Origin of the sequence: Mesorhizobium sp. L-8-3, from assembly GCF_016756615.1 — a bacterium.
In the GTDB taxonomy this organism is placed as follows: domain Bacteria; phylum Pseudomonadota; class Alphaproteobacteria; order Rhizobiales; family Rhizobiaceae.
Genome location: NZ_AP023262.1, coordinates 7,894,517 through 7,914,939 on the forward strand (window position 1 = coordinate 7,894,517; position 20,423 = coordinate 7,914,939).

18 protein-coding genes are annotated in these 20,423 nt (G+C 64.1%); 11 read left to right on the forward strand and 7 right to left on the reverse strand.

Features of this window, described 5'->3' with window-relative positions:
• Nucleotides 1-18: 18 nt before the first annotated feature.
• Genes JN302_RS36370 through JN302_RS36380 form a run of 3 tightly spaced genes read right to left on the reverse strand, consistent with a single transcriptional unit; the run spans nucleotide 19 to nucleotide 3,712 of the window.
• Nucleotides 19-1,245, reverse strand: coding sequence for a pyridoxal-dependent decarboxylase, exosortase A system-associated (locus JN302_RS36370; RefSeq protein ID WP_202309147.1), 1,227 nt, complete (start codon nucleotides 1,243-1,245; stop codon nucleotides 19-21).
• A complete protein-coding gene (locus JN302_RS36375; RefSeq protein WP_202309148.1) occupies nucleotides 1,242-2,828 on the reverse strand; it encodes an acyl-CoA ligase (AMP-forming), exosortase A system-associated in 1,587 nt (528 codons plus the stop codon). Before JN302_RS36375 ends, JN302_RS36370 begins: the two co-directional genes overlap by 4 nt.
• 17 nt (nucleotides 2,829-2,845) lie before the next feature.
• Nucleotides 2,846-3,712: a hypothetical protein gene (locus tag JN302_RS36380; RefSeq protein WP_244846116.1), complete on the reverse strand. Its 867-nt coding sequence runs from the start codon at nucleotides 3,710-3,712 to the stop codon at nucleotides 2,846-2,848.
• Between the two features lie 228 nt (nucleotides 3,713-3,940).
• Here JN302_RS36380 and JN302_RS36385 point away from each other — a divergent pair, with 228 nt between their 5' ends.
• From JN302_RS36385 to JN302_RS36420, 9 genes are all read left to right on the forward strand, one after another.
• Nucleotides 3,941-5,266, forward strand: a complete 1,326-nt coding sequence (locus JN302_RS36385; protein ID WP_244846117.1) for a glycosyltransferase family 4 protein — start codon at nucleotides 3,941-3,943, stop codon at nucleotides 5,264-5,266.
• The gene (locus tag JN302_RS36390) at nucleotides 5,238-6,140 is read left to right on the forward strand and encodes a glycosyltransferase (protein ID WP_202309149.1); all 903 of its coding nucleotides are present in this window, start codon (nucleotides 5,238-5,240) and stop codon (nucleotides 6,138-6,140) included. The genes JN302_RS36385 and JN302_RS36390 overlap by 29 nt, the downstream gene beginning before the upstream one ends.
• A gap of 131 nt (nucleotides 6,141-6,271) precedes the next feature.
• Nucleotides 6,272-6,400 (forward strand): hypothetical protein, encoded by a 129-nt coding sequence (locus tag JN302_RS39715; RefSeq protein ID WP_274609244.1) that lies wholly within the window; start codon nucleotides 6,272-6,274, stop codon nucleotides 6,398-6,400.
• Between the two features lie 485 nt (nucleotides 6,401-6,885).
• Complete coding sequence (locus JN302_RS36395; RefSeq protein WP_202330823.1) at nucleotides 6,886-7,386, forward strand: acyltransferase; 501 nt, start codon at nucleotides 6,886-6,888, stop codon at nucleotides 7,384-7,386.
• 2 nt (nucleotides 7,387-7,388) lie between these two features.
• Entirely contained in the window at nucleotides 7,389-8,426 is a 1,038-nt protein-coding gene (locus JN302_RS36400; protein WP_202330824.1) for a Gfo/Idh/MocA family protein, read from the forward strand.
• Nucleotides 8,423-9,529 carry a DegT/DnrJ/EryC1/StrS family aminotransferase gene (locus JN302_RS36405; RefSeq protein ID WP_202330825.1) on the forward strand — a complete coding sequence of 369 codons (1,107 nt, stop codon included), beginning with the start codon at nucleotides 8,423-8,425 and terminating at the stop codon, nucleotides 9,527-9,529. The genes JN302_RS36400 and JN302_RS36405 overlap by 4 nt, the downstream gene beginning before the upstream one ends.
• The gene (locus JN302_RS36410) at nucleotides 9,519-10,244 is read left to right on the forward strand and encodes an acyltransferase (protein WP_202309153.1); all 726 of its coding nucleotides are present in this window, start codon (nucleotides 9,519-9,521) and stop codon (nucleotides 10,242-10,244) included. Before JN302_RS36405 ends, JN302_RS36410 begins: the two co-directional genes overlap by 11 nt.
• A complete protein-coding gene (locus JN302_RS36415; protein ID WP_202309154.1) occupies nucleotides 10,234-11,208 on the forward strand; it encodes an NAD-dependent epimerase/dehydratase family protein in 975 nt (324 codons plus the stop codon). Before JN302_RS36410 ends, JN302_RS36415 begins: the two co-directional genes overlap by 11 nt.
• Entirely contained in the window at nucleotides 11,205-12,395 is a 1,191-nt protein-coding gene (locus JN302_RS36420) for a DegT/DnrJ/EryC1/StrS family aminotransferase (protein WP_202330826.1), read from the forward strand. The genes JN302_RS36415 and JN302_RS36420 overlap by 4 nt, the downstream gene beginning before the upstream one ends.
• Nucleotides 12,396-12,615: 220 nt before the next feature.
• On the opposite strand, the gene JN302_RS36425 is transcribed toward JN302_RS36420, so the two are convergent.
• The 4 genes from JN302_RS36425 to JN302_RS36440 form a co-directional block, all read right to left on the reverse strand.
• A complete protein-coding gene (locus JN302_RS36425) occupies nucleotides 12,616-14,127 on the reverse strand; it encodes an O-antigen translocase (RefSeq protein ID WP_202334567.1) in 1,512 nt (503 codons plus the stop codon).
• Nucleotides 14,128-14,168: 41 nt separating this feature from the next.
• Nucleotides 14,169-15,236 carry a dTDP-glucose 4,6-dehydratase gene (gene rfbB, locus JN302_RS36430; RefSeq protein ID WP_202330827.1) on the reverse strand — a complete coding sequence of 356 codons (1,068 nt, stop codon included), beginning with the start codon at nucleotides 15,234-15,236 and terminating at the stop codon, nucleotides 14,169-14,171.
• 14 nt (nucleotides 15,237-15,250) lie between these two features.
• Nucleotides 15,251-16,186, reverse strand: a complete 936-nt coding sequence (gene rfbA / locus JN302_RS36435; RefSeq protein ID WP_202330828.1) for a glucose-1-phosphate thymidylyltransferase RfbA — start codon at nucleotides 16,184-16,186, stop codon at nucleotides 15,251-15,253.
• A 61-nt stretch (nucleotides 16,187-16,247) separates the two neighbouring features.
• Complete coding sequence (locus JN302_RS36440; RefSeq protein ID WP_446720700.1) at nucleotides 16,248-17,546, reverse strand: polysaccharide biosynthesis/export family protein; 1,299 nt, start codon at nucleotides 17,544-17,546, stop codon at nucleotides 16,248-16,250.
• A gap of 474 nt (nucleotides 17,547-18,020) precedes the next feature.
• On the opposite strand from JN302_RS36440, the gene JN302_RS36445 reads away from it, so the two are divergent.
• Nucleotides 18,021-18,791, forward strand: a complete 771-nt coding sequence (locus tag JN302_RS36445) for a helix-turn-helix transcriptional regulator (protein WP_244846118.1) — start codon at nucleotides 18,021-18,023, stop codon at nucleotides 18,789-18,791.
• A gap of 689 nt (nucleotides 18,792-19,480) precedes the next feature.
• Nucleotides 19,481-20,281 carry a sugar transferase gene (locus JN302_RS36450; protein WP_274609245.1) on the forward strand — a complete coding sequence of 267 codons (801 nt, stop codon included), beginning with the start codon at nucleotides 19,481-19,483 and terminating at the stop codon, nucleotides 20,279-20,281.
• Nucleotides 20,282-20,423: the final 142 nt, after the last annotated feature.

A 20,423-nucleotide genomic window follows, 5' to 3' on the forward strand; every position in this document is an offset into this window, starting at 1 on the left:
AAGACTGGCCGATGCCGCCTAGACGAGGACCTCCACCGGGGCCGGATGGCCCAGAAAAGCAGTCGGACTTGCCGTCAGGCCGTAGGCCCCGGCCTGGAATACGACGACGAGATCGCCGATCCCGGCCCGCGGGAGGGCGACGTTGTCGCCGAGCAAATCGAGCGGCGTGCACAGGCAGCCGACGACCGAGACCGTCTCGAGCTCTGTCTCCCGCATCCGGCTCGCGACGGCGATCGGATAGTTGCGACGGATGACCTGACCGAAATTGCCGGAGGCCGCCAGCTGGTGGTGCAGGCCGCCATCGACCACAAGATAGATCCGTCCACGCGAGACCTTGCGGTCGACGATCCGGGTCACATAGACCCCGGCCTCGCCGACCAGATAGCGGCCGAGCTCGATAGCCACGCGGGCTTCGGGAAGGTTGGGCCGGATCGAACGCTCCATCAACTCGCCAAGTGTCTTGCCGACGGCGCTGAGATCGAGCGGGGAATCCTTCTCGAAGTAAGGAATGCCGAAGCCGCCACCGAGATTGAGGTAGCGCACGGGCCACGGACACGAGGCCGCCAGTTCGAGCAGCAACTGAACGTTTTTGGCGAGCGCCTCGCACAATATGTCGGCATGCAGGTTCTGCGAGCCGGCGAAGACGTGGAAGCCTAGGAAATCGAGATCGGCAGCGGCGAGGTCGCGCAGCAGCGACGGCACTGCCTCGGCATCGATGCCGAACTGCTGGGGGCCGCCGCCCATGCGCATGCCCGATCCCTTGACCTGGAAATCCGGATTGACCCGCAAGGCCACACGCGGCCGGATGCCGAGCCGGTTGCCGATCTCGACCAGCCGGGCCGCCTCGTTCGGCGATTCCATCTCGATGGTCACGCCGGCCGCGACGGCCTGGCTGAGTTCGGCGCTTGTCTTGCCGGGGCCGGCGAAGCTTACCTGGGCGGCAGGCATTCCGGCGTCGAGCGCCGTCTTCATCTCCTGTGCCGAGGCGACGTCGCAAGCGTCCACCAGTCCCGTCAGATGCTGCACCACGGCCGGCATCGGATTGGCCTTCACCGCATAGCTGAGCCGGATTCCGGCCGGCAGGACGGAGCGAAGGTAGGCGACACGCGCCGCAATCAGGCTCCGGTCATAGGCAAAAAAGGGCGTGCTTCCGACACGCTCGGCCAGGCGATGGAGCGGGATGCCGCCCACGGCCAGATGATCTCCGGCGACGTCGAACAGCGCCTTGGTCGGGTGCGAGGTCATGAAACGAGGCGCTCCCTGAGCAGGACACGATCGAACTTACCGTTCGGCGTCGTCGGAATGGCTGCCATCTCGATCACCGAGGACGGCACCATATATTGCGGCAGCTGGCGCCTGAACGCCGCCAGCAGAGCCGTCGTGTCGAGGGTCTCGCCAAGAGCGCTCGCGATCAGCACGATCCGCTGACCGAGCGCCGGATCCTCGACGCCGAGCGCGACAGCGTCGCGCACCATGCCGGTGGCGTAGGCGACCTCCTCGATTTCCGTCGGACTCACCCTGTAGCCGGAGGTCTTGATCATCTCGTCGCGGCGCCCGACGAAGAACAGAAACCCTTCCTCGTCGGCGACAACCGTGTCGCCGGAGAAGACGGCGATTTCGGGCGCGCGCCAACCCGCCCCGGTTCCCGGCATCGGCCGGAAACGCTCCGCCGTTCGCGCGGGGTCGTTCCAATAGCCCATCGCCACCAGCGGGCCGCGGTGCACGAGTTCGCCCTGTTCGCCCGGGTCGCAGAGGGTTCCGTCCGGCCGCATGACCAGGATCTCGGCGTTGGGGATGGCCTTGCCGATCGAATCCGGACGACGATCGACCTCGGCCGGATCGAGATAGGTCGAACGAAATGCCTCGGTCAGGCCATACATCAGATAGGGCGAAGCCTTCGTGAAGATGCCGCGCAACCTGTCGAGCGTAGCCCTGGGCATGCGCCCGCCGGTGTTGGCGAAGTAACGCAGGCGCGCCGCGACTTCGGGCGGCCAGTCGAGAGCAGCCACCTGGATCCAGAAGGGCGGGACGCCGGTGATGCCGGTCACTCGATGCCGCTCGCAGAGCCTGACGACATCGGCCGGCAGCAGGTAGTTCATCAGCACGACATGGGCGCCGGCGTTGAAGGCCGTGGTCAGTTGGCTGAGCCCGGCGTCGAAGCTCAACGGCAATACCGACAGGATCGTGTCGTCGGGGCTGTTGCCGAGATAGTGGCTGACGCTCTCGGCGCCGACGATGAGATTGCGATGGCTGAGCACCACGCCCTTGGGCTTGCCGGTACTGCCCGACGTATAGAGAATAGCCGCCATGTCGCAGTCGATCCCGACGAAGGACGGCGGCGGCGCGTCCCCGTCGGCAAAGGTCAGCGCCCAGCGATGCAGCTCGAAGCCGACATGGGCCCGACCGTTGCCGTTCAACCTGTCGTCCACGATGATCACATGGTCGAGCGCGGCCATGGCGTCGGCATGCTCCTCGAGCTGCGCGAGCCGATCGGAGGAGGTCACCAGCACGCGGACATTGCAATCGGCGAGGATATAGGCGACCTGCTGGGGCCTCAGCAGCGGATTCACCGGCACCACCACGCCGCCGGCCGCCGCGGTGCCGAAGATCGCCACCACCGTCTCGATGCGCTTGTCGAGCAATACGGCCACCCGGTCGCCGCGGTCGAGGCCGATCGCGGCGAGGCCGGCCGCATAGCCGCAGATCCGGCGCCAGAGTTCGTCATAGCTGCAGGTCTTGTCCTTGAAGGTGAGCGCGGGCGCCGCTCCGTGCAGTTGCGCCGCCAGCCGCGGCAGATGGGAAAGGTTGATCTTGACGGCGGGTTTCATGCCAAACCTATTCGTCGTTACCACGGGACACAGGTGAGTTCGCTGTAGAGGTAGTCCACCTGGCTGGCCCGCAATCGGCCGCTTCGGAACATCTTGGGACGCGGCGAGGCGATCGGTATCGAAAAGTGCGGCCGGTACCCGACGACACGCTTTTCGGCAAGCGTCGCCAGTATTCCATGGCGGGCGAGGAGATGGCCGTAGACGCTGCGGGCCGTCTTCCGGAACAGTTCGGGATCGCCGACATGGAGGATCGAGGCGAAGAGCGGGAGCTTCTTGCGCCGGTCCCGTCGGAACATCACGTAGCAGGACCGACCCCCACGCTGGACGACCAGATGATGCGCCGCCGGCGCATGGGCATGGTCGCGATAGATTTCGAGATCGCGCCCGCTGAGGCTGGCTTCGATCAGCGCCGGCTCGACCACGATGCGCGTCCCCGTCGCCCAGCCGGGCCAAGGCAGGTTGGCGACCAGCGCCGTCTCGGTGTCGAGATGCTGGAAGTTCAGCCGGGCATTGAGCGGCACCACGTTCCCGCTCGGCGACAGGTCGGTGAAGGTGTAGCCGTCCTGCGCCAGGATCGCCCTGAGCAGGCGCAGACCGTGGGCCCGATGATCCTCGGCCACGCACCATGCGGCGAGATTGCAGAACTTCTCGACCTGTCCGTCGACCTGACGCTGCGAATAGAACGCCAGATAGGCACCAAGCACACGATCGCAGTCGACCAGCATGAAGCCGTGGTTGGGGGCCGCCGCGGGCCAGGACGGCAGCATCGCCGCAGCCCATGTCGATGCCGCAATCCGGCCGTTCAGCTCGTCATGAAGGAATTGCGCGACGCGGGCGACATCCGCGTCGGTGATCGGGCGTATCTCGATGCGCCGATCGCCCATTTTCGAACCAGGGTTTGACACTGTCTGCCCGTTCCCCGCTGCCGCCCGTCCGCATCGGTCCGAAAATCGGATTAGACTTTCGGAAGGCACGATGCATCGCTTCCAAGCCTTGGAGCGACCTTTCTGCGTCCAACTGGACGCACGGCTCTCCAAGGCGCGCCCCTGCGCCGGAAAATTCCAGTTAAATCGTTTATCCCCGGCCCGCGGCCATGGGTACCTCAACAAAAGGTGCAACCGCCTATCCGCTTTGCCGACTGGAGAGTTACGGACGGCGACCCGTATGGTCTTGCCACTGCCCGATGTTGCCAGACATGGGAGGCGACCATTTCCAAAAAGCACCATATCCTGATCCTGGTCGAAAACCTGCCCGTTCCTTTTGATCGAAGGGTCTGGCAGGAAGCCCAGGCGCTGAACGACGCCGGTTACGAGGTTTCGGTCATCTGTCCGACAGGCAAGGGCTTCGACAAGACTTATGAGGTAATCGGCGGCATCCACATCTACCGGCATCCGCTGAAGGAAGCAGAATCGGCAGCCGGCTATATGCGCGAATACGGCGCGGCGCTGATGCATCAGCTGCGGCTGTCATTCCGGGTCAGGCGGCGCCGGCCCATCGACGTCATCCAGGCCTGCAACCCGCCCGACCTGATGTTCCTGGTCGCGCTGGTCCACAAGGCTATGTTCGGCACCTATTTCGTCTTCGACCATCACGACCTCGGGCCTGAGCTCTATGTCACCAAGTTCGGCCGCAAGGATCTCTTCTACCGGCTGCTGTGCTTCTTCGAACGGCTGACGTTCCGGGTGGCCGATGCCAGCATCGCCACCAACGAGACCTTCCGCGACATCGCGGTGAGCCGCGGCGGCATGGATCCAGACCGCGTCGTGGTGGTCAAGAGCTATCCCGAGGCCGGCAAATTCAGGCTGACCGAGGCAGAGCAGTCGCTGGTCGTGCCAGGCAGGCACCTCATCGGCTATATCGGCATCATGGGCGCCCAGGATGGCGTCGATATGCTGGTGCGCGCCATGGCCGAGATCGTGCATGTGCGGCGGCGGCGAGACATCAATTGCCTCATCATCGGCGACGGTCCCGAACTCGACCGGCTGAGGGCGACCGCTTCGGCGCTGGACCTCAACCAGTCGCTGCACTTCACCGGCTATCTCAGCGGCCCTACGCTTTTGTCGCATTTGTCAGCGCTCAATGTCGGCGTTATCCCCGACCCGCCGAACGAATTCAACGACAAGCTGTCGATGAACAAGGTCTTCGAATATATGATGCTGGGCCTGCCCTTCGTTCAATTCAACTTGCGCCAGGCGGCGCGAGAGGCGAGAAACGCGGCGCTGGTGGTGTCGGAGCACTCGCCGCGGGCACTGGCGGACGGGATCGTGGCACTGGTCGACGATCCCGAACGGCGGAAGCGCATGGGGCAATCGGGACGCGCGATCGCCGAGCGCGAGTTCCAGTGGCCGGTGGAGGCGCGGCACTATCTCGACGCGTATCAGAACCTGTTCCGCCCGAGACTGAACGTCAATGATCAGCGTCATTATCCCGCATCTTGACCAGCCGGAAGCCCTGGGCCGGTGCCTTGCGTCACTTTCAAGCCAGCGTGAGCTCGACCGACCGGTCGAGCTCATCGTGGTGGACAACGGCTCGAAGGAGCTTCCACGCCAGGTCTGCGCCGCCTGTCCCGGCACCACGCTCCTGTCGCAGCCGATCCCCGGGCCGGGACCGGCGCGCAATCTCGGCGTCTCGCATGCATCGGGGGACATACTGGCCTTCATCGACGCCGACTGCAGCGCCCACGAAGGCTGGCTCGCCGCCATCGAACGCAGCTTCGCCCAGGATGCGGACGTCGCGATCCTGGGCGGCGACGTGCGCATCGCCTGCCGCGACCCGCGGCGGCTGACGCTGCTCGAGGCCTATGAAAGCGTCTTCGCCTATCGGATGAAGGAATACATCGCCAGGCAGGGTTTCACCGGCACCGGCAATCTGGCGGTGCGCGCGAAGATCTTCGCGGCGATCGGTCCCTTCGGCGGGATCGACATCGCCGAAGACCGCGACTGGGGCCAGCGTGCGCTGCGGCTTGGCTATCGCACCCACTATCGTCCCGACATGATCGTCTATCACCCAGCCCGCCAGAACCTCGCCGAGCTCGCCCAGAAATGGGATCGGCATACGGCGCATGACTTCGCCAAGATCCGGTCGAAGCCGGGCTGGTGGCCGCGCTGGGTGCTGCGCAGCGCCGCCGTCGCCGCCTCTCCCGTCGCGGAAGTCGTGCGGATCGGCTTCTCGAACCGGCTCGAGGGTCTGCGTTCCCGCGCGCTCGCCCTCTTCGGCGTCGTGATCGTCAGGTTGTACAGATCGGGGGTCATGTTGAGCCTGGCCTTCGGAGCGGACGCTTCGCGTCTCAGCGGGCGCTGGAACAGGACATAAGCAGGCGTTCCTTTGGGAAGCCTGAAGCACCGACGTGGCTCATCACCATCGACAGCAACCGTCTTTCTGGGGGCGGGCACACGATCTATTTCGATGGACGTAAAGGCGATGGTCCGATCAATGACACGACGGTGTGCACAACGAACAACCTCACCGGCAAGGGCCACTACGGATACACCTCGTTTGACCTGACCGATCCGATCTATCCGGGAAACACGGAGGTGGGCGACTTCGCCACCAGTTTCACGGAAAGGAAATAGACGGGGGGTGAGGCGGCCGCGGGGCCGGATGCCGTGGGCTCGCAATCTTCTTTCACCCGGAGCGGCTCCGCAGTTTTCTGCAATGTATTGGCGCCGAAAGAACCACCTTTCCCGAATGGGCAGTGCGCTACAATCGAAATTTCCGAACCGCAACACCGTCAAACAACTTCAAGCGGGAAGACATTTCCTGATCCACGAACGAGTCCTTGCAGTCTTTCTGCTGCCGTTGAGCTTATTCGCGCCTGAGATCGTTCAGCGGCAGATCGACCGGAATACCCCTTTCGGGCAGCCTCCTACCACGTTTTCCACAATTTACTCCGGGCCTGAAAAGCAATCTCCTTGGATCGCGAAATCGATGCAATCGCGCGTCGTCGTGCGGTTCCAGGGCCGGATGAAACAGGTTTCTTCCCCCGGCTTCGGCTGCGGGAGGACAATCCGTATCAGGCGGCATCGGGAGCGATGCCGCAGACAAGAAAGCGGGGCGAATGATCTCTTCCAACGTGGTTTTGGACGAAGGCGTGGTGATCCACCATCCCGACCTCGTCAATCTCTACGGCTGCTCCATCGGCGGCGGCACGCGCATCGGCACCTTCGTCGAGGTGCAGAAGAATGCCGTGATCGGGCGCGACTGCAAGATCTCCAGCCATTCCTTCATCTGTGAGGGCGTGACGATCGAGGACGGCGTCTTCATCGGCCACGGCGTGATGTTCACCAACGATCTCTACCCGCGCGCCGTCATGCCCGACGGCAGGCTTATGACGGACGGCGACTGGAGCGTCGTCCCCACGCGGGTGCGCCGGCACGCCTCGATCGGCAGCAATGCCACGATCCTCCCCGGCGTGACGATCGGCGAAGGCGCGCTGGTCGGTGCCGGCGCCGTCGTCACCAAGGATGTTCCCGCCCATGCCATCGTCGCCGGCGTTCCGGCCGCGCAGGTGGGCAAGCTCAATCACATGCCCGTCGAGCATGCACTTCCGGGAGAATGAAGATGATTGGTGTCGCCGTCGTCGGCTATGGGTACTGGGGTCCCAACCTCGTGCGGAATTTTGCCAGCGCGGCCGGTGTGCGGCTGGTGGCGGTATGCGACCTGAACAGGGAGCGCCTGACGCCCGTCTCCAGGAGCTACCCCACCGTCAAGCTCACGGACGATTTCGAGGACGTGCTGCGTGATCCCGAGGTCGCGGCGGTCGCCATCGCAACGCCGGTCTCGACGCATTTCCGCCTCGCAATGAGCGCCCTGATGGCCGGCAAGCACGTCTTCGTCGAGAAGCCCATCGCTTCCTCCACCGAAGAGGCGCAACGGCTCGTCGAGGAAGCCGCCCGCCGCAAGCTGGTGCTGGCGGTGGACCATACGTTCATCCACACGGAGGCGGTCCGCAAGATGCGCGAGATTGTCGAGGACAGCCTCGGCGACGTCTATTACTACGACTCCGTCCGCGTGAATCTCGGCCTGTTCCAGCACGACGTGAATGTCATCTGGGACCTCGCGGTGCACGACCTGTCGATCATGGACTATGTGCTGCCGGCCAAGCCGGTTGCCGTCTCCGCGACGGGCATGAGCCACGTGGCCGGCGAGCCCGCCAACATCGCCTATCTGAACCTCCTGTTCGACAACAACCTGATCGCCCATGTCCACGTGAACTGGCTGGCGCCGGTCAAGGTCAGGCGCACGCTGGTCGGCGGCAGCCGCAGGATGATCGTCTATGACGATCTCGAACCGAGCGAGAAGATCAAGGTCTACGACAAGGGCATAACGGTCAAAGGCGATCCCGGCGCGAATGGCGGCAACGCCTATCAGGCTCTCGTCGGCTACCGGTCGGGCGACATGTGGGCGCCACACCTCGCGGTCACCGAGGCGCTGGGCACCGAGATCCGCGAATTCGTGCAATGTATCGAGAAGGCCGAGACACCCATCGCCGACGGCCGCGCCGGACTGCGGGTCGTGCGCATTCTCGAAGCCGCCACCCAATCGCTCGCCCAGCGCGGGCGGATGATCGAGCTCGAAGACGTGAGGCGCGTGGCATGATCCCCTTCCTCGACCTGAAGGCGCAATATGCCGGTATCAAGGAAGAGCTCGACAAGGCAGTGCTCGGCGTCCTGGCGTCTACGCAATATGTGCTCGGCGAGGAGGTCGCGGCGTTCGAGCGCGAATTCGCCGACTATTGCGGCGCGAAGCATGCGATCGCGGTGAATACCGGCACAAGCGCACTTCATCTGGCGCTGCTTGCCGCCGGTATCGGGCCCGGCGACGAGGTCGTCACGGTGCCCTTCACCTTTGTCGCGACGGTTTCGGCGATCTGCTATGCCGGTGCCCGCCCGGTCTTCGTGGATGTGGATCCCATCACGCTGACCATGGATCCGGCGAAGCTCGAGGCGGCGGTCACGCCGCGCACCAAGGCGATCCTGCCGGTGCATCTCTACGGCCAGATGGCCGACATGGATGCGATCATGGCAATCGCGGAACGGCATGGCGTGCCGGTGATCGAGGACGCCTGCCAGGCCCATGGCGCCGTGTATTTCGGTCAGCGCGCCGGCGGAATCGGGCTCTCCGGCTGCTTCAGCTTCTACCCGGGCAAGAATCTCGGTGCCTGCGGCGAAGGCGGCATCGCCGTCACCAATGACGACGAGCAGATGAAAACCATCCGCATGCTGCGCGACTGGGGCCAGGAGCAGCGTTACCACCACGCCCTCAAGGGCTTCAATTACCGTATGGACGGCATTCAGGGGGCGGTGCTGCGGGTCAAGCTTCGCCATCTGGAAAACTGGACCGAGGCGCGCCGGCGGCATGCGCGCCACTATTCGGACCTGCTGAGCGGCGCGACGCGCATCAGGACACCGGTCGAGGCCGACGGGCGGCGCCACGTCTACCACGTCTACGCGATCCGGACCCACGACCGCGATGGGCTTCAGAAAGCCCTGGCGGCCGAAGGCATCCATACCGGCCTTCATTATCCGATCCCGGTGCATCTGCAGGAAGCCCATCTCGATCTCGGCCACAAGCCGGGCGACTTCCCGATTTCAGAGGCTGCGGCCCGGGAGGTCCTGTCGCTGCCGATCTATCCCGAAATGACGGCGAGGCAGGTCGAGCAGGTCGTGGCCGCGGTGGAACAGGAAATCTATGTCTGCTGACACGCCCCGCGCCGTTCGCGTTGTGCCGGCGGTCCATGGCCAGCGGGAGGTTCCTCCCGATCCGGATTTCGAGACAGGGCTGTCGGAAACCCTGAAGGCTTCCTATGGAACCGGCGGCCTGATCGAGCTTTATGGCCGCTTCGTCAACGGCGAGGGAATGCTCGACGCCCTGATGCGGCGGGCGATCTGGCGGGGGCTCGCCATGCGCTGCGGGCCCGGCCTGCAGGTCGGCAGCGGTGTCGGCTTCAGGCATCCCGAAACCTTCGAGATCGGCGGCGGCGTGTTCGTCGGCTCGCAAGCCTTCATCCAGGGCAGATATGACGGCACTTGTGTGATCGGCGACAATGTCTGGATCGGTCCGCAGTCCTATTTCGACGCACGCGCCCTGGAGATCGGGGAATATGTCGGCTGGGGGCCGGGAGCCAAGCTGCTCGGATCGGTCCACAACGGCATTCCGGTCGACATCCCCATCGTCCGCACCGACCTCGAGATCCGACCCGTGCGCATCGGCGCATGGGCCGACATCGGCACGAACGCCACGATCCTGCCCGGCGTCGACATCGGCAAAGGGGCCATCGTCGGCGCGGGTGCGGTGGTGACGACCGATGTTCCGCCCTTCGCGATCGTCGCCGGAGTTCCAGCCAGGTTCGTACGCTGGCGAACCGGTGAGGAACCGTCAGCCGCATCCGGCAATGGAGACACGCATGAAGAATAAGCGCATCCTCATCACCGGCGGAGCAGGCCTCATCGGCTCGCATATCGCCGATCTCGTCGCGCTCGAACAGCCGCGCGAACTGCTTGTGCTCGACAATTTCGTCCGGGGCTCGCCTGAGAACCTGCGGCAGGCCGCTTCCCGCTTTCGGTTGAAGATCATCGAAGGCGATATCCGCGACGAAGCCCTGCTCGCCAAGGTCATGGACGGCGTCGACATCGTCTTTCACCAGGCCGCGATCCGCATCACCCAATGCGCCGAGGAACCCCGCCTGGCCTTCGACGTGCTGGCCGGCGGCACCTTCAACGTGCTCGAGGCGGCCGCGAAGGCCGGCGTTTCGAAGGTAGTCGCGGCCTCGTCCGCTTCGGTGCTCGGTCTCGCCGAGAGCTTCCCGACGACCGAGGCGCATCACCCCTACAACAACCGGACGATCTATGGCGCGGCCAAGACGTTCAACGAGGGCTTGCTCAGATCCTTCGCGGAGATGTACGGCCTGAACTATGTGGCGTTGCGCTACTTCAACGTCTACGGGCCGCGCATGGACGTCCACGGCGTCTACACGGAAGTGCTGATCCGATGGATGGAGCGTATCGCCTCGGGCGAGCCGCCGATCATCCATGGCGACGGCTCCCAGACGATGGATTTCGTCCACGTCCACGACATAGCACGGGCCAACGTGCTGGCGGCGAAGAGCCATGTCACCGACGAGGTGTTCAACGTTGCAAGCGGCACCGAGACCAGCTTGCGCGAGCTGGCCGACCGTTTGCTCCGCATAATGGGATCTTCCCTGGAGCCGACCCATGCTCCGGCCCGCAAGGTCAACAGCGTGACGCGCAGGCTGGCCGATACGACAAAGGCCAGGGAAATGATCGGCTTCGAAGCCAAGGTCGGCCTCGACGAAGGCCTGCGCGACCTGGTCGCCTGGTGGCGGCAGGAAAGCCTTGCAACGCGCGTGGCTGCAGAATGACGAGCGCCGGTCGTTCCGTCCCGATCGCCAAGCCGCTTCTCGACGAACGGGAAATCGAAGCGGCGCGGCGCGTCGTCATGTCGGGCTGGGTCACCCAGGGTCCCGAGGTCGCAGCCTTCGAGAACGAGTTCGCAGGCTTCGTCGGCGCAGCCCATGCCTGCGCCGTCTCCAACTGCACCACGGCCCTGCACCTGGCTCTCAAGGCGCTCGGCGTCGGTCCCGGCGACGAAGTCGTGACCGTCAGCCATACCTTTATCGCGACGGCCAATGCCATCCGCTATTGCGGTGCGGTGCCGGTGTTCGTCGACATCGAGCCCGACGGCTACAACGTCGATCCCGGTCTGGTCGCTTCAGCCGTCACCAATTCGACGCGGGCGATTCTGTGCGTGCATCAGCTCGGCATGCCCTGCGATCTCGGGCGTATCATGGAGATTGCCGCCGTCCACGGCCTGCCCGTCATCGAGGATGCCGCCTGTGCCATCGGCAGCGAAATCAGCGTCGACGGCACCTGGCAAAAGATCGGAGCGCCGCGTGCCGACATCGCCTGTTTCTCGTTTCACCCCCGCAAGGTGATCACGACCGGCGACGGCGGCATGCTGACCACGGCCAATCCGGACTTCGATCATCAGTTCCGGCTGTGGCGGCAGCATGGAATGAGCATCAGCGACACGGTTCGCCACGGCTCGCAGCAGGTCATCTACGAGACCTATCCGGAACTAGGCTATAACTATCGCATGACCGACCTCCAGGCCGCGATCGGACGCGAACAACTCGGCCGGTTGCCTGATATCGTGGCGAAGCGGCGGTGGCTTGCGCAGCAATACGATCAGCATCTCGGTGACATTCCGGGACTGAAGACACCCGTGGAGCCCGAATGGGCACGAAGCAATTGGCAAAGTTATTGCGTGAAGCTCCCCGCATCGGTCGACCAGCGCGGCGTGATGCAGGCACTGCTCGACAGGGGAATCTCCACACGGCGCGGCATCATGAACATCCATCTCGAACAGGCTTATGCGGCGCCGGGCAGCTTCCGCCGCGCTTCCAGCCTCGATGGGAGCGTCGCGGCCCAGAACGGCTCGATCATCCTGCCCCTCTATGCACAAATGACGTCGGATGAGCAGATGTCCGTCGTGGACGCCCTGCACGACGTACTCGGCCAACGCAGGGCAATCGCCGCGAACGCCTGAGTTGCATCTCTCCTGAACGGTGGTGTCGATGTGTGATCGATACCACCGCCTATTTATTTTGCTCGAGCGTCTGTCCCGACTGCATCACGTCACACCGTTGGGTACTCGCGCCGGCGACCAACGCCCTCGTTTGATTTTCAGGCCAATGCAATACCAAGGTTCGAAGCGCACTGGAATCGGTGCTGCGAAAGCTTGCGATCGACCGGGGGAGATTGCCGCCTCAAATCCATCGCGGGATGAGGCGACCGAAGGGAAGCCGCTCGCGCGGGATCAGCTTCAGCAGTCTTCGCAGCGACCACAGTCCGGACGCCAAGGAAGCCAGCAGGCCGACCGCGATCGCCTCCGGCAGCGAAAGGACCAGACAGGCGAGAAACACCGCCATGGCCGCCGCCAGGAAGACAAGCCCGATGGTGAGGTTCGCGCCGCTCCAGCGGAAACCGCTGAGGCGGCGGACTATGACATAGGTCAGCATAGCGTGCCAGACATAGAGCCCGGTAAAGGCGGCACCGGCGCCGGCTAGGCCGAACAGCTCGACCAGCAGCCAGGCGAGGCCGACATGCACCACCGTTGCCGCAACCTCGGTCCAGAAGAGAATCTTCTGGGCTCCCTTGGCCAGGATGATGAAGCCCATCGGCCAGGACACGATGCGGAGCATCATCCCAAGGCAAATCCAGCGCAGGAGTTCGACCGCGGCCTGGAACTCGGACGAATAGAACACCGTCATCAGGACCGGCGCCAAGGTCAGCGTGGCGATCAATCCGGGGCCGGCGAGCAATATGCTGATCTGAGCCTGTTCATTGACGAGCCGATTGCATTCGCTGTCAATCGACGACACGGCGGTGAGTCGCGGGTAGAAGTCGGTACCCATCGCCTGGAGGATGAAGCCGGCGTAGAGCCCCCCCAGCGCCCACGCGGCCTGGTAGAGGCCGGCTGCTTCGATGCCGCCCAACCGCAGGATGATGATTCGGATGGCATAGGCCGCCGCGACGGTGAGGAAGGCGCTGGCCATGAAGGCAAAACCGAGCTTCAACAGTGCGCCCGTCTCCTGCCCCATTTCCTTCAACGATGCTTCCGCCGCAGGAATCTGGATCTTGCGGCTGTACCACCACGATGTCGCCAGCGTCGCGATGGCGATGCCGATTAAAGAGGGCACGATCCCTTCTTCCCGGAAGAAGTAGATCAAGGGGATGCAGATGACAGTGCTGGCGAAGGCACCGAGCATGCTTATCCACGCAAGGTCGGAAATGCGTCTCAGGCCATGGATCAAAGCTGTCTGGCCACCCGAGACGAGCCGCAGGAAGACGGACACGGACAACAGGGCCAATGCGACGGCATGGGTGTGATCGCCGAAGGTGAACTGCGCGATCGGCAGTGAGAATGCCGCGAGCAAGCCCATGCCGACGATGCCCAGGACGAGCGAAACGCGCCGCAACACCGTGACCATTCGGCCAATCCGGTCGGCGTCGCCGGATCCCACAGCCTCGGCGACCTGTCGTACGCCGCTCGCCTGCACCCCCATGCCGGCGAGGGTCTGCACGGTGTCGGTAATCGTGTTGTAGAGGCCCATCAGTCCGACGCCGTCAGGACCGAGCATCACCGCCACAGCCTTGTTGCGAATCACCGAAAAGGCGACGTTGACGACCGAAGAGCCTCCCATCACGATCGTGGACTTCAGGATCTGAATGTAGGAATCGGCGGCCTTCGCGCCGGCCGCTTCGGAATTCTCGTCCATGTTGTCCTGCAGTTCAGCAGAACGGCCATCAAGCACGGCCGTCATCGTGCCGACGCCATCTGGCCGAGACGCTCTCCAGCATACGTTCCGGCGCGGATCGGCTCCCACCACCACTGGTTCTCGAGATACCAGTCGACTGTACGCGCCAGGCCCGTCTCGAAGCTTTCCTGCGGACGCCAGCCTAGTTCTCGCTCCAGCCTGGAGGCATCCATCGCATAACGGCGGTCATGACCCGGTCGATCGGCGACGAAGGTGATGAGATCGCGGTACGGCGCGCCGCCGCGCCGGGGCGCCTTGCGGTCGAGAATCTCGCAGATCGTCTCGACGACGGCGAGGTTGGTACGCTCCGCATTGCCGCCGATATTGTAGCTCCGGCCGGTATCGCCCTTCTCAACGACCAGCGCCAGGGCGCGGACATGATCGTCGACGAAGAGCCAGTCGCGTACGTTATCGCCTTTGCCGTAGACCGGCAGCGGCATTTCATCGAGCGCGTTCAGGATCGTGAGCGGGATCAGCTTCTCGGGGAAGTGGAAGGGACCGTAGTTGTTCGAGCAGTTCGACAAGGTCACCGGCAGGCCGTAGGTGTGATGCCATGCCCGGACCAGGTGATCGGATGCGGCCTTGGAGGCCGAATAGGGTGAAGACGGCGCATAGGGCGTATCCTCGGTGAAGAGGCTCGTGTCGAAGGGGAGATCGCCGAACACCTCGTCGGTGGAGACGTGGTGGAAGCGGAAGCCGGCGGCGTCCGGCCCGGAAAGGCCCCGCCAGTGGGCGAGAGCCGCCTCGAGCAATTGGAACGTGCCCAGGACATTGGTCTCCATGAAGGCGGAAGGGCCGTCGATCGAGCGGTCGACGTGGCTCTCCGCCGCGAGATGTATGATGCGTGTGATCTTCTCCTCGCGCATCAGGTCGTGCAGAATGGGCTTGTCCGCGATGTCGGCGCGGACGAAGCGGTAGTTGGGCCGGTTGGCGACGGCATGCAGCGAAGCGAGGTTGCCGGCATAGGTGAGCTTGTCGACATTGACGACGCGATGGTGCGGGTCAGCCGCGAGATGGCGGCAGAGTGCCGATCCGATGAAGCCGGCACCGCCGGTAACCAGGATGTTCATCGCCCGCCGCTCCTTCAGACAACGACGCGTTCCGCACGTCGGCCGGTCGGCGCAGCCGCCCCCTTGGCGCCGGGCTCGGGCAGTTCGCCGACGAGCCGGTTGAGATAGGCGGCATAAGGGGTCTTGCCGAGCTGGCTCGCCCGTTTCAGCACCTGCTCGGCATCGAGCCAGCCCATGTCGAGCGCGATCTCTTCCGGACAGGCGATCTGGACGCCCTGACGGCGCTCGACGGTGCGGACGAAGGATGAGGCGTCGTAGAGGCTGTCGCATGTTCCCGTGTCGAGCCAGGCGTAGCCGCGCCCGAGCCGGCACACATTCAGCGCATTGCGCATGAGATAGGCGTTGTTGACGGCGGTAATCTCGAGTTCGCCGCGCGCCGACGGCGCGATCGAGGAGGCGATATCGACCACGCTGTTGTCGTAGAAATAGAGCCCGGTCACCGCCCAGCTGGATTTGGGCTTGAGCGGCTTTTCCTCGATGCCGGTCGCCTTGCCGGTGACCTTGTCGAAACTGACGACGCCGTAGCGTTCCGGATCCTCGACATGATAGGCGAAGACCGTCGCGCCCTCCCGCCGCGCCGCGGCGGCCTGGCATAGCTGCGGCAGGCCATGCCCGAAAAAGATGTTGTCGCCGAGCACCATGGCGACGCTGCCCGAGCCGATGAAGTCGCGTCCAATGATGAAGGCCTCGGCCAGGCCGTTGGGCTGGGGCTGCTCGGCATAGGAGAAGTCGAGCCCGAAATCGCTGCCGTCGCCCAAGAGGCTCCGGAAGCACGGCAGGTCGCGGGGCGTGGAGATGACGAGGATTTCGCGGATGCCCGACAGCATCAGCACGCTCAGCGGATAATAGATCATCGGCTTGTCGTAGATCGGCAGGATCTGCTTCGACACAGCGATGGTGAGCGGATAGAGGCGCGTGCCGCTGCCGCCGGCGAGGATGATCCCCTTCATGGTTCTCCTATCTGCATTCGCCCGTGGTTGTGGGGAGGAGCCCGCCATGGACGCGGGAGCGTCACTGGCCGAGTTCCTCGGAAGACGTGTCCGTCGCCGAGAACTCGGCCGTCGCGGCAGGGCCGCTCGCCTCGGGCGTTTGCCGGCCGGCCACGGAGACCACGTCGCCGGGCGCGACATCCGTCGCGCTCGATGCAGCGATTTCGACCGGCAAGCCGTTCTGCCTGCGGATGATCGTGAAGGTCGGCTGCGCCTCCTGCGCGCCCGCGCCCTGCTGCGAGCCCAGCCTGTCGAGCAGCAGCTTCTGCGACAGCTCGCGTCTGCGCTTCAACTCCGCCAGTGACGCCTGCTCCGCCTGAAGTTCGGCGGCAACCTCCGTCTGCTTGCGGTCGCGCAAGCCGTCCTCGTTGCGCGTTGCCTCGGAGATCGCCTGCCTGGCCCGCATCACGGCGGTGATCTGATCCAGCCGGTCCATGCGGTCCGAGGAGAGCGCGCGCTCCAGGTCCGATTTGCGCGAGGCGACCGCGATCCCTTTCTCCACGAGCCCCGTCACGTTGGCGAGTTCGGTTTCGGCCGACCGGATGCTGGCGTCGGCAGCCTTGATCTTCTCCTGAAGCACGTCGATTTCGGTGCTGAGCAACTCGCGCAGATCGGCGAGCGACCCGGTCTGCCGCTCGAGCTCATTGGCGCGGGTGGTGAAGATGACCCTTTCCTGCGCGAAGATCTGCTGGGCCGACTGATCGTCGGCGGCGGCCGCCGGAAAGCTTATCCCGTGGGCACCCTGCTTTTCGGCTTCCAGCCGAGCGATCCTGGCAGTGCTGCGCAAAATGCCCGTTTCGATCGACTGGAGTTCGCTGACCAGCCGGGCTTCATCTTCGAAGGCCCGCACACGCACCCGCGACCGGCCGCCACTCAGCGCCAGAGCCTGCAGCACCGTCATACCCTCGCGGTAGCGGTACTCGCCGGGCTTGGTCACGTCGCCGACGACATAGACCGGCGGATAGTCAAGTATCTCCACGGTGGTGTCGGGCCTGTCGACCAGCGCCAGCTTCTCCTGCAGACGCTTGGCGATCTCCGCCGCCAGCCCGACCGTGTCGAGATCTCCAATGGAGACCGGGCCGATGACGGGCATCACCACCGTTCCGTCCTGCGAGACGACGAAATCGCCGCCGAGGGCGTCCCAGCGCTCATACATGCCCTTCGTCGGCATCCACTGAATCACGCCGACGCGCAGTTTTGTCTGGGGGACCAGCGTCTCTGCCGATGTGGGGAACGCCAACACGGAAGCGGCAAGGGCAAGAATGCCGGCCGCCATCCGTGTGCGGGTTGCTACTGCAACTTTTATCGATGATCCGCGCATCTTGCTATCGAGCCTGACGTCGAACGCTTGCCTGGTGAATAATCCGGCTGGGAAGGCCGGACAGTCCCGGTTCCGAAGCCGCAATCTGCGGATTTCCGCCAATCTTGGAAAGTGGAAGGCCCCCGCACGGGCTTCATCAAAATTGCTGAGGAGGGTGAAAGCCGGGCTCATTCGGGGGAGCACCGTCGCCCCGCCGTCATGCCGCCAGGCAGGCATTTTTGCCTCATGCCTCTCCGGGAGAGCGCGCGGCGGTGGCCACACAAGCCGATCGAAGGTGGTCGGACTTTCGGTCTAGTTCCTTCGGATGAGGAACGACCATTGATGCCATGATCACGACCGCCGGACCTACGCCCACAACTCAACCCTATGGCCCGGTCGCGCGTGGCGGCCTCGCGGCGCTATGTTCCTGCTGTGGATGCCGAAAACGGGCGTCCGTCGGGCGAGGAACGAACGGACCGAGGGAAACGACAGGTGATGAACATGACGCCGCCCGCGTACAAGGACGAACAGGACGGCCTCGTCGCCAACGGACACGACCCCGAAGCGCGCGCCGAACCGCGCCGGGTGATCCTCACGGCCACCGCTCCCGGCTCGATTTCAGAACGGCTGCTGCACGCACTGCGACTGGAATTCCCGTGGTGCGACGTGGAACGGGTGAGCCGCGTCGACGCCGCCTGCACCGCCTTTGCCCATCCGGTGGCGCTGATCCTCCTCGACGCCCAGCTTATGAAGGCCGTCGAAGAGGCCTCCGCGGCGCTGTCGCGCCAGCACCCCCAGGCGATCGCAGCGCTGATCGAGGTCGACGATCACAAACCCGTCTCCTCGATAAACGAGGTTCTCGCCTCGCGCGTGATCCGGGGTGTGTTGCCGATGAATCTGGGTCTCGACGCATGGCTCGCCGTCATCCGTTTGATGCTGTGCGGGGGGGAGTACTATCCGCCGCGCATGCTTCGCGCTTTCGCCGAGAGACACAGCCTGCCGATAGGACCGCGCACCCGGTTGCCGCACGGGCGCGAGAACGACATCACGGAACTGACCGCGCGTGAGATGCAGATTCTGGAAATGGTCTCTCGCGGTCTTCAGAACAAGACCATCGCCGCCGAGTTCCGCCTCTCCGAGCATACCGTGAAGATCCACCTCCACAACATCATCAGCAAGCTCGGCGCTCACAACCGCACCGAAGCCGCGGCCCGGTTCCGCTATTTCCAAGAACGCAGCGTGCCATCGAGCTCAGGCGAGTACTGAAGCATGTTTCCCGAAGCTGGGAACCGGTTCCGGGAGACATGCGCAAGAACAAACACCTGAAGCGCGGAAAGCGAAACTGAAATATCGCAACGCGCCTTAGCTCTTGCGGACAGTTATCCGATGCCGCGACAGGTGCCGCACCGAGTGGACCGTTTGACCTGCTGGGGGCTACTTGCGCGCCGATATCATCGCCGCTGGGGCTTTCCCTTTCACAGAACACCGTATCCGTTCCGAGACAGGAACCCGACATGAGGGCCGGCCGGCGGATGGCGACCCCCGCGGGAGCGGAATGCATCCGGCAGGGGCATCGGCGGTCGATAAGAACGATGGCCTGGAGCGCCCCGCTGCCTGGTCCGCGCGAAAGCCAAGCGGCTCGGACGCTGGCGACCGAGGTCGCGTGGATGCCCCTACCTCGCCCAGGTGTCTCGCCATCCGGGTCGTTGGCATATCGCCGTTTCGGCGTCCGACCACGGTTCTCCTTCGGGCCCTGGCGATGCTCCGCCCCCCGGTTTGGCGCTGCTCAGCGCCGCATTTCCAGCTGCGCGATTGGTTCGAGCGTGACCCCGACAGGCGATTTCCGCCACCTAGCCCGTACAGTCTAGGATGAAATAGCTAAGATGGGCTTATTGCCGTTCCAAATACAATTCTCATAATTCTTTCAGGAAATGGAAGACGAGCCGAGTTCTTCCATGGATCAAATCTTGGAAGGGTCAAATAACACCTCGATCAATATGGCAACCTACCCACGCCGATATGACGAGATTGACTTTCTTCCGGCGCTCTCACCCTCTCCCTTGGAGGTATTGATGCTGGAAAATTACTCCAGATCGTATTCCCCCCACCTTTCGGTTGACGCCCTGTCATCCAATCGGAGGGCCCGACCAAAACAGTCCTATCTGGCAGCGAAACGCGGCCTGGATGTTGCCGTCACGATTGCGCTCGCGCCCTTCGTGCTCACCATCGTCGGCATATTGGCGCTTCTGATCCGGCTCGATGGGGGATCCGCCTTTTATCGCCAGGAACGATTGGGCAAGGACGGCAAGGTATTCAAGCTGTGGAAGCTGCGGACGATGGTTCCGAATGCCGAGCAGCGGCTCCAGGAATATCTGAACGGCAACGCCGCGGCACGGATCGAATGGGACAAGGCTCAGAAGCTCAGAAACGATCCGCGCATCACCACCCTGGGCCGTTACCTCCGCAAATATTCGCTCGACGAACTGCCGCAACTGCTGAATGTCTTCGTGGGCGACATGAGCCTGGTGGGGCCGCGCCCGATGTGCCCCGACCAGCGCCAACAATATCCGGGTACCGCCTACTTCATGATGCGCCCCGGAATAACCGGGCTCTGGCAGGTCAGTGAACGCAACGCATGCTCCTTCGCGGAACGCGCCATCTATGATGGGCGCTATGCCGGCGCCATGTCGTTCCGGACCGATCTCTGGATCCTCGCGCTGACGCCGCTTGTGGTGCTGCGCGGCACCGGGCTTTGAAGCCCATCTCGCTCCGCGATCAAATTGGCGACGCCCCGACTATGTCGGGCGCTGCTGCGTCGAAACAAGGCGACCCGATCGGCCGCCGGTCGAGACCACACAAAGCGGAACCGCTCACAAAAAAGCCGCGGCGGGAATCCCG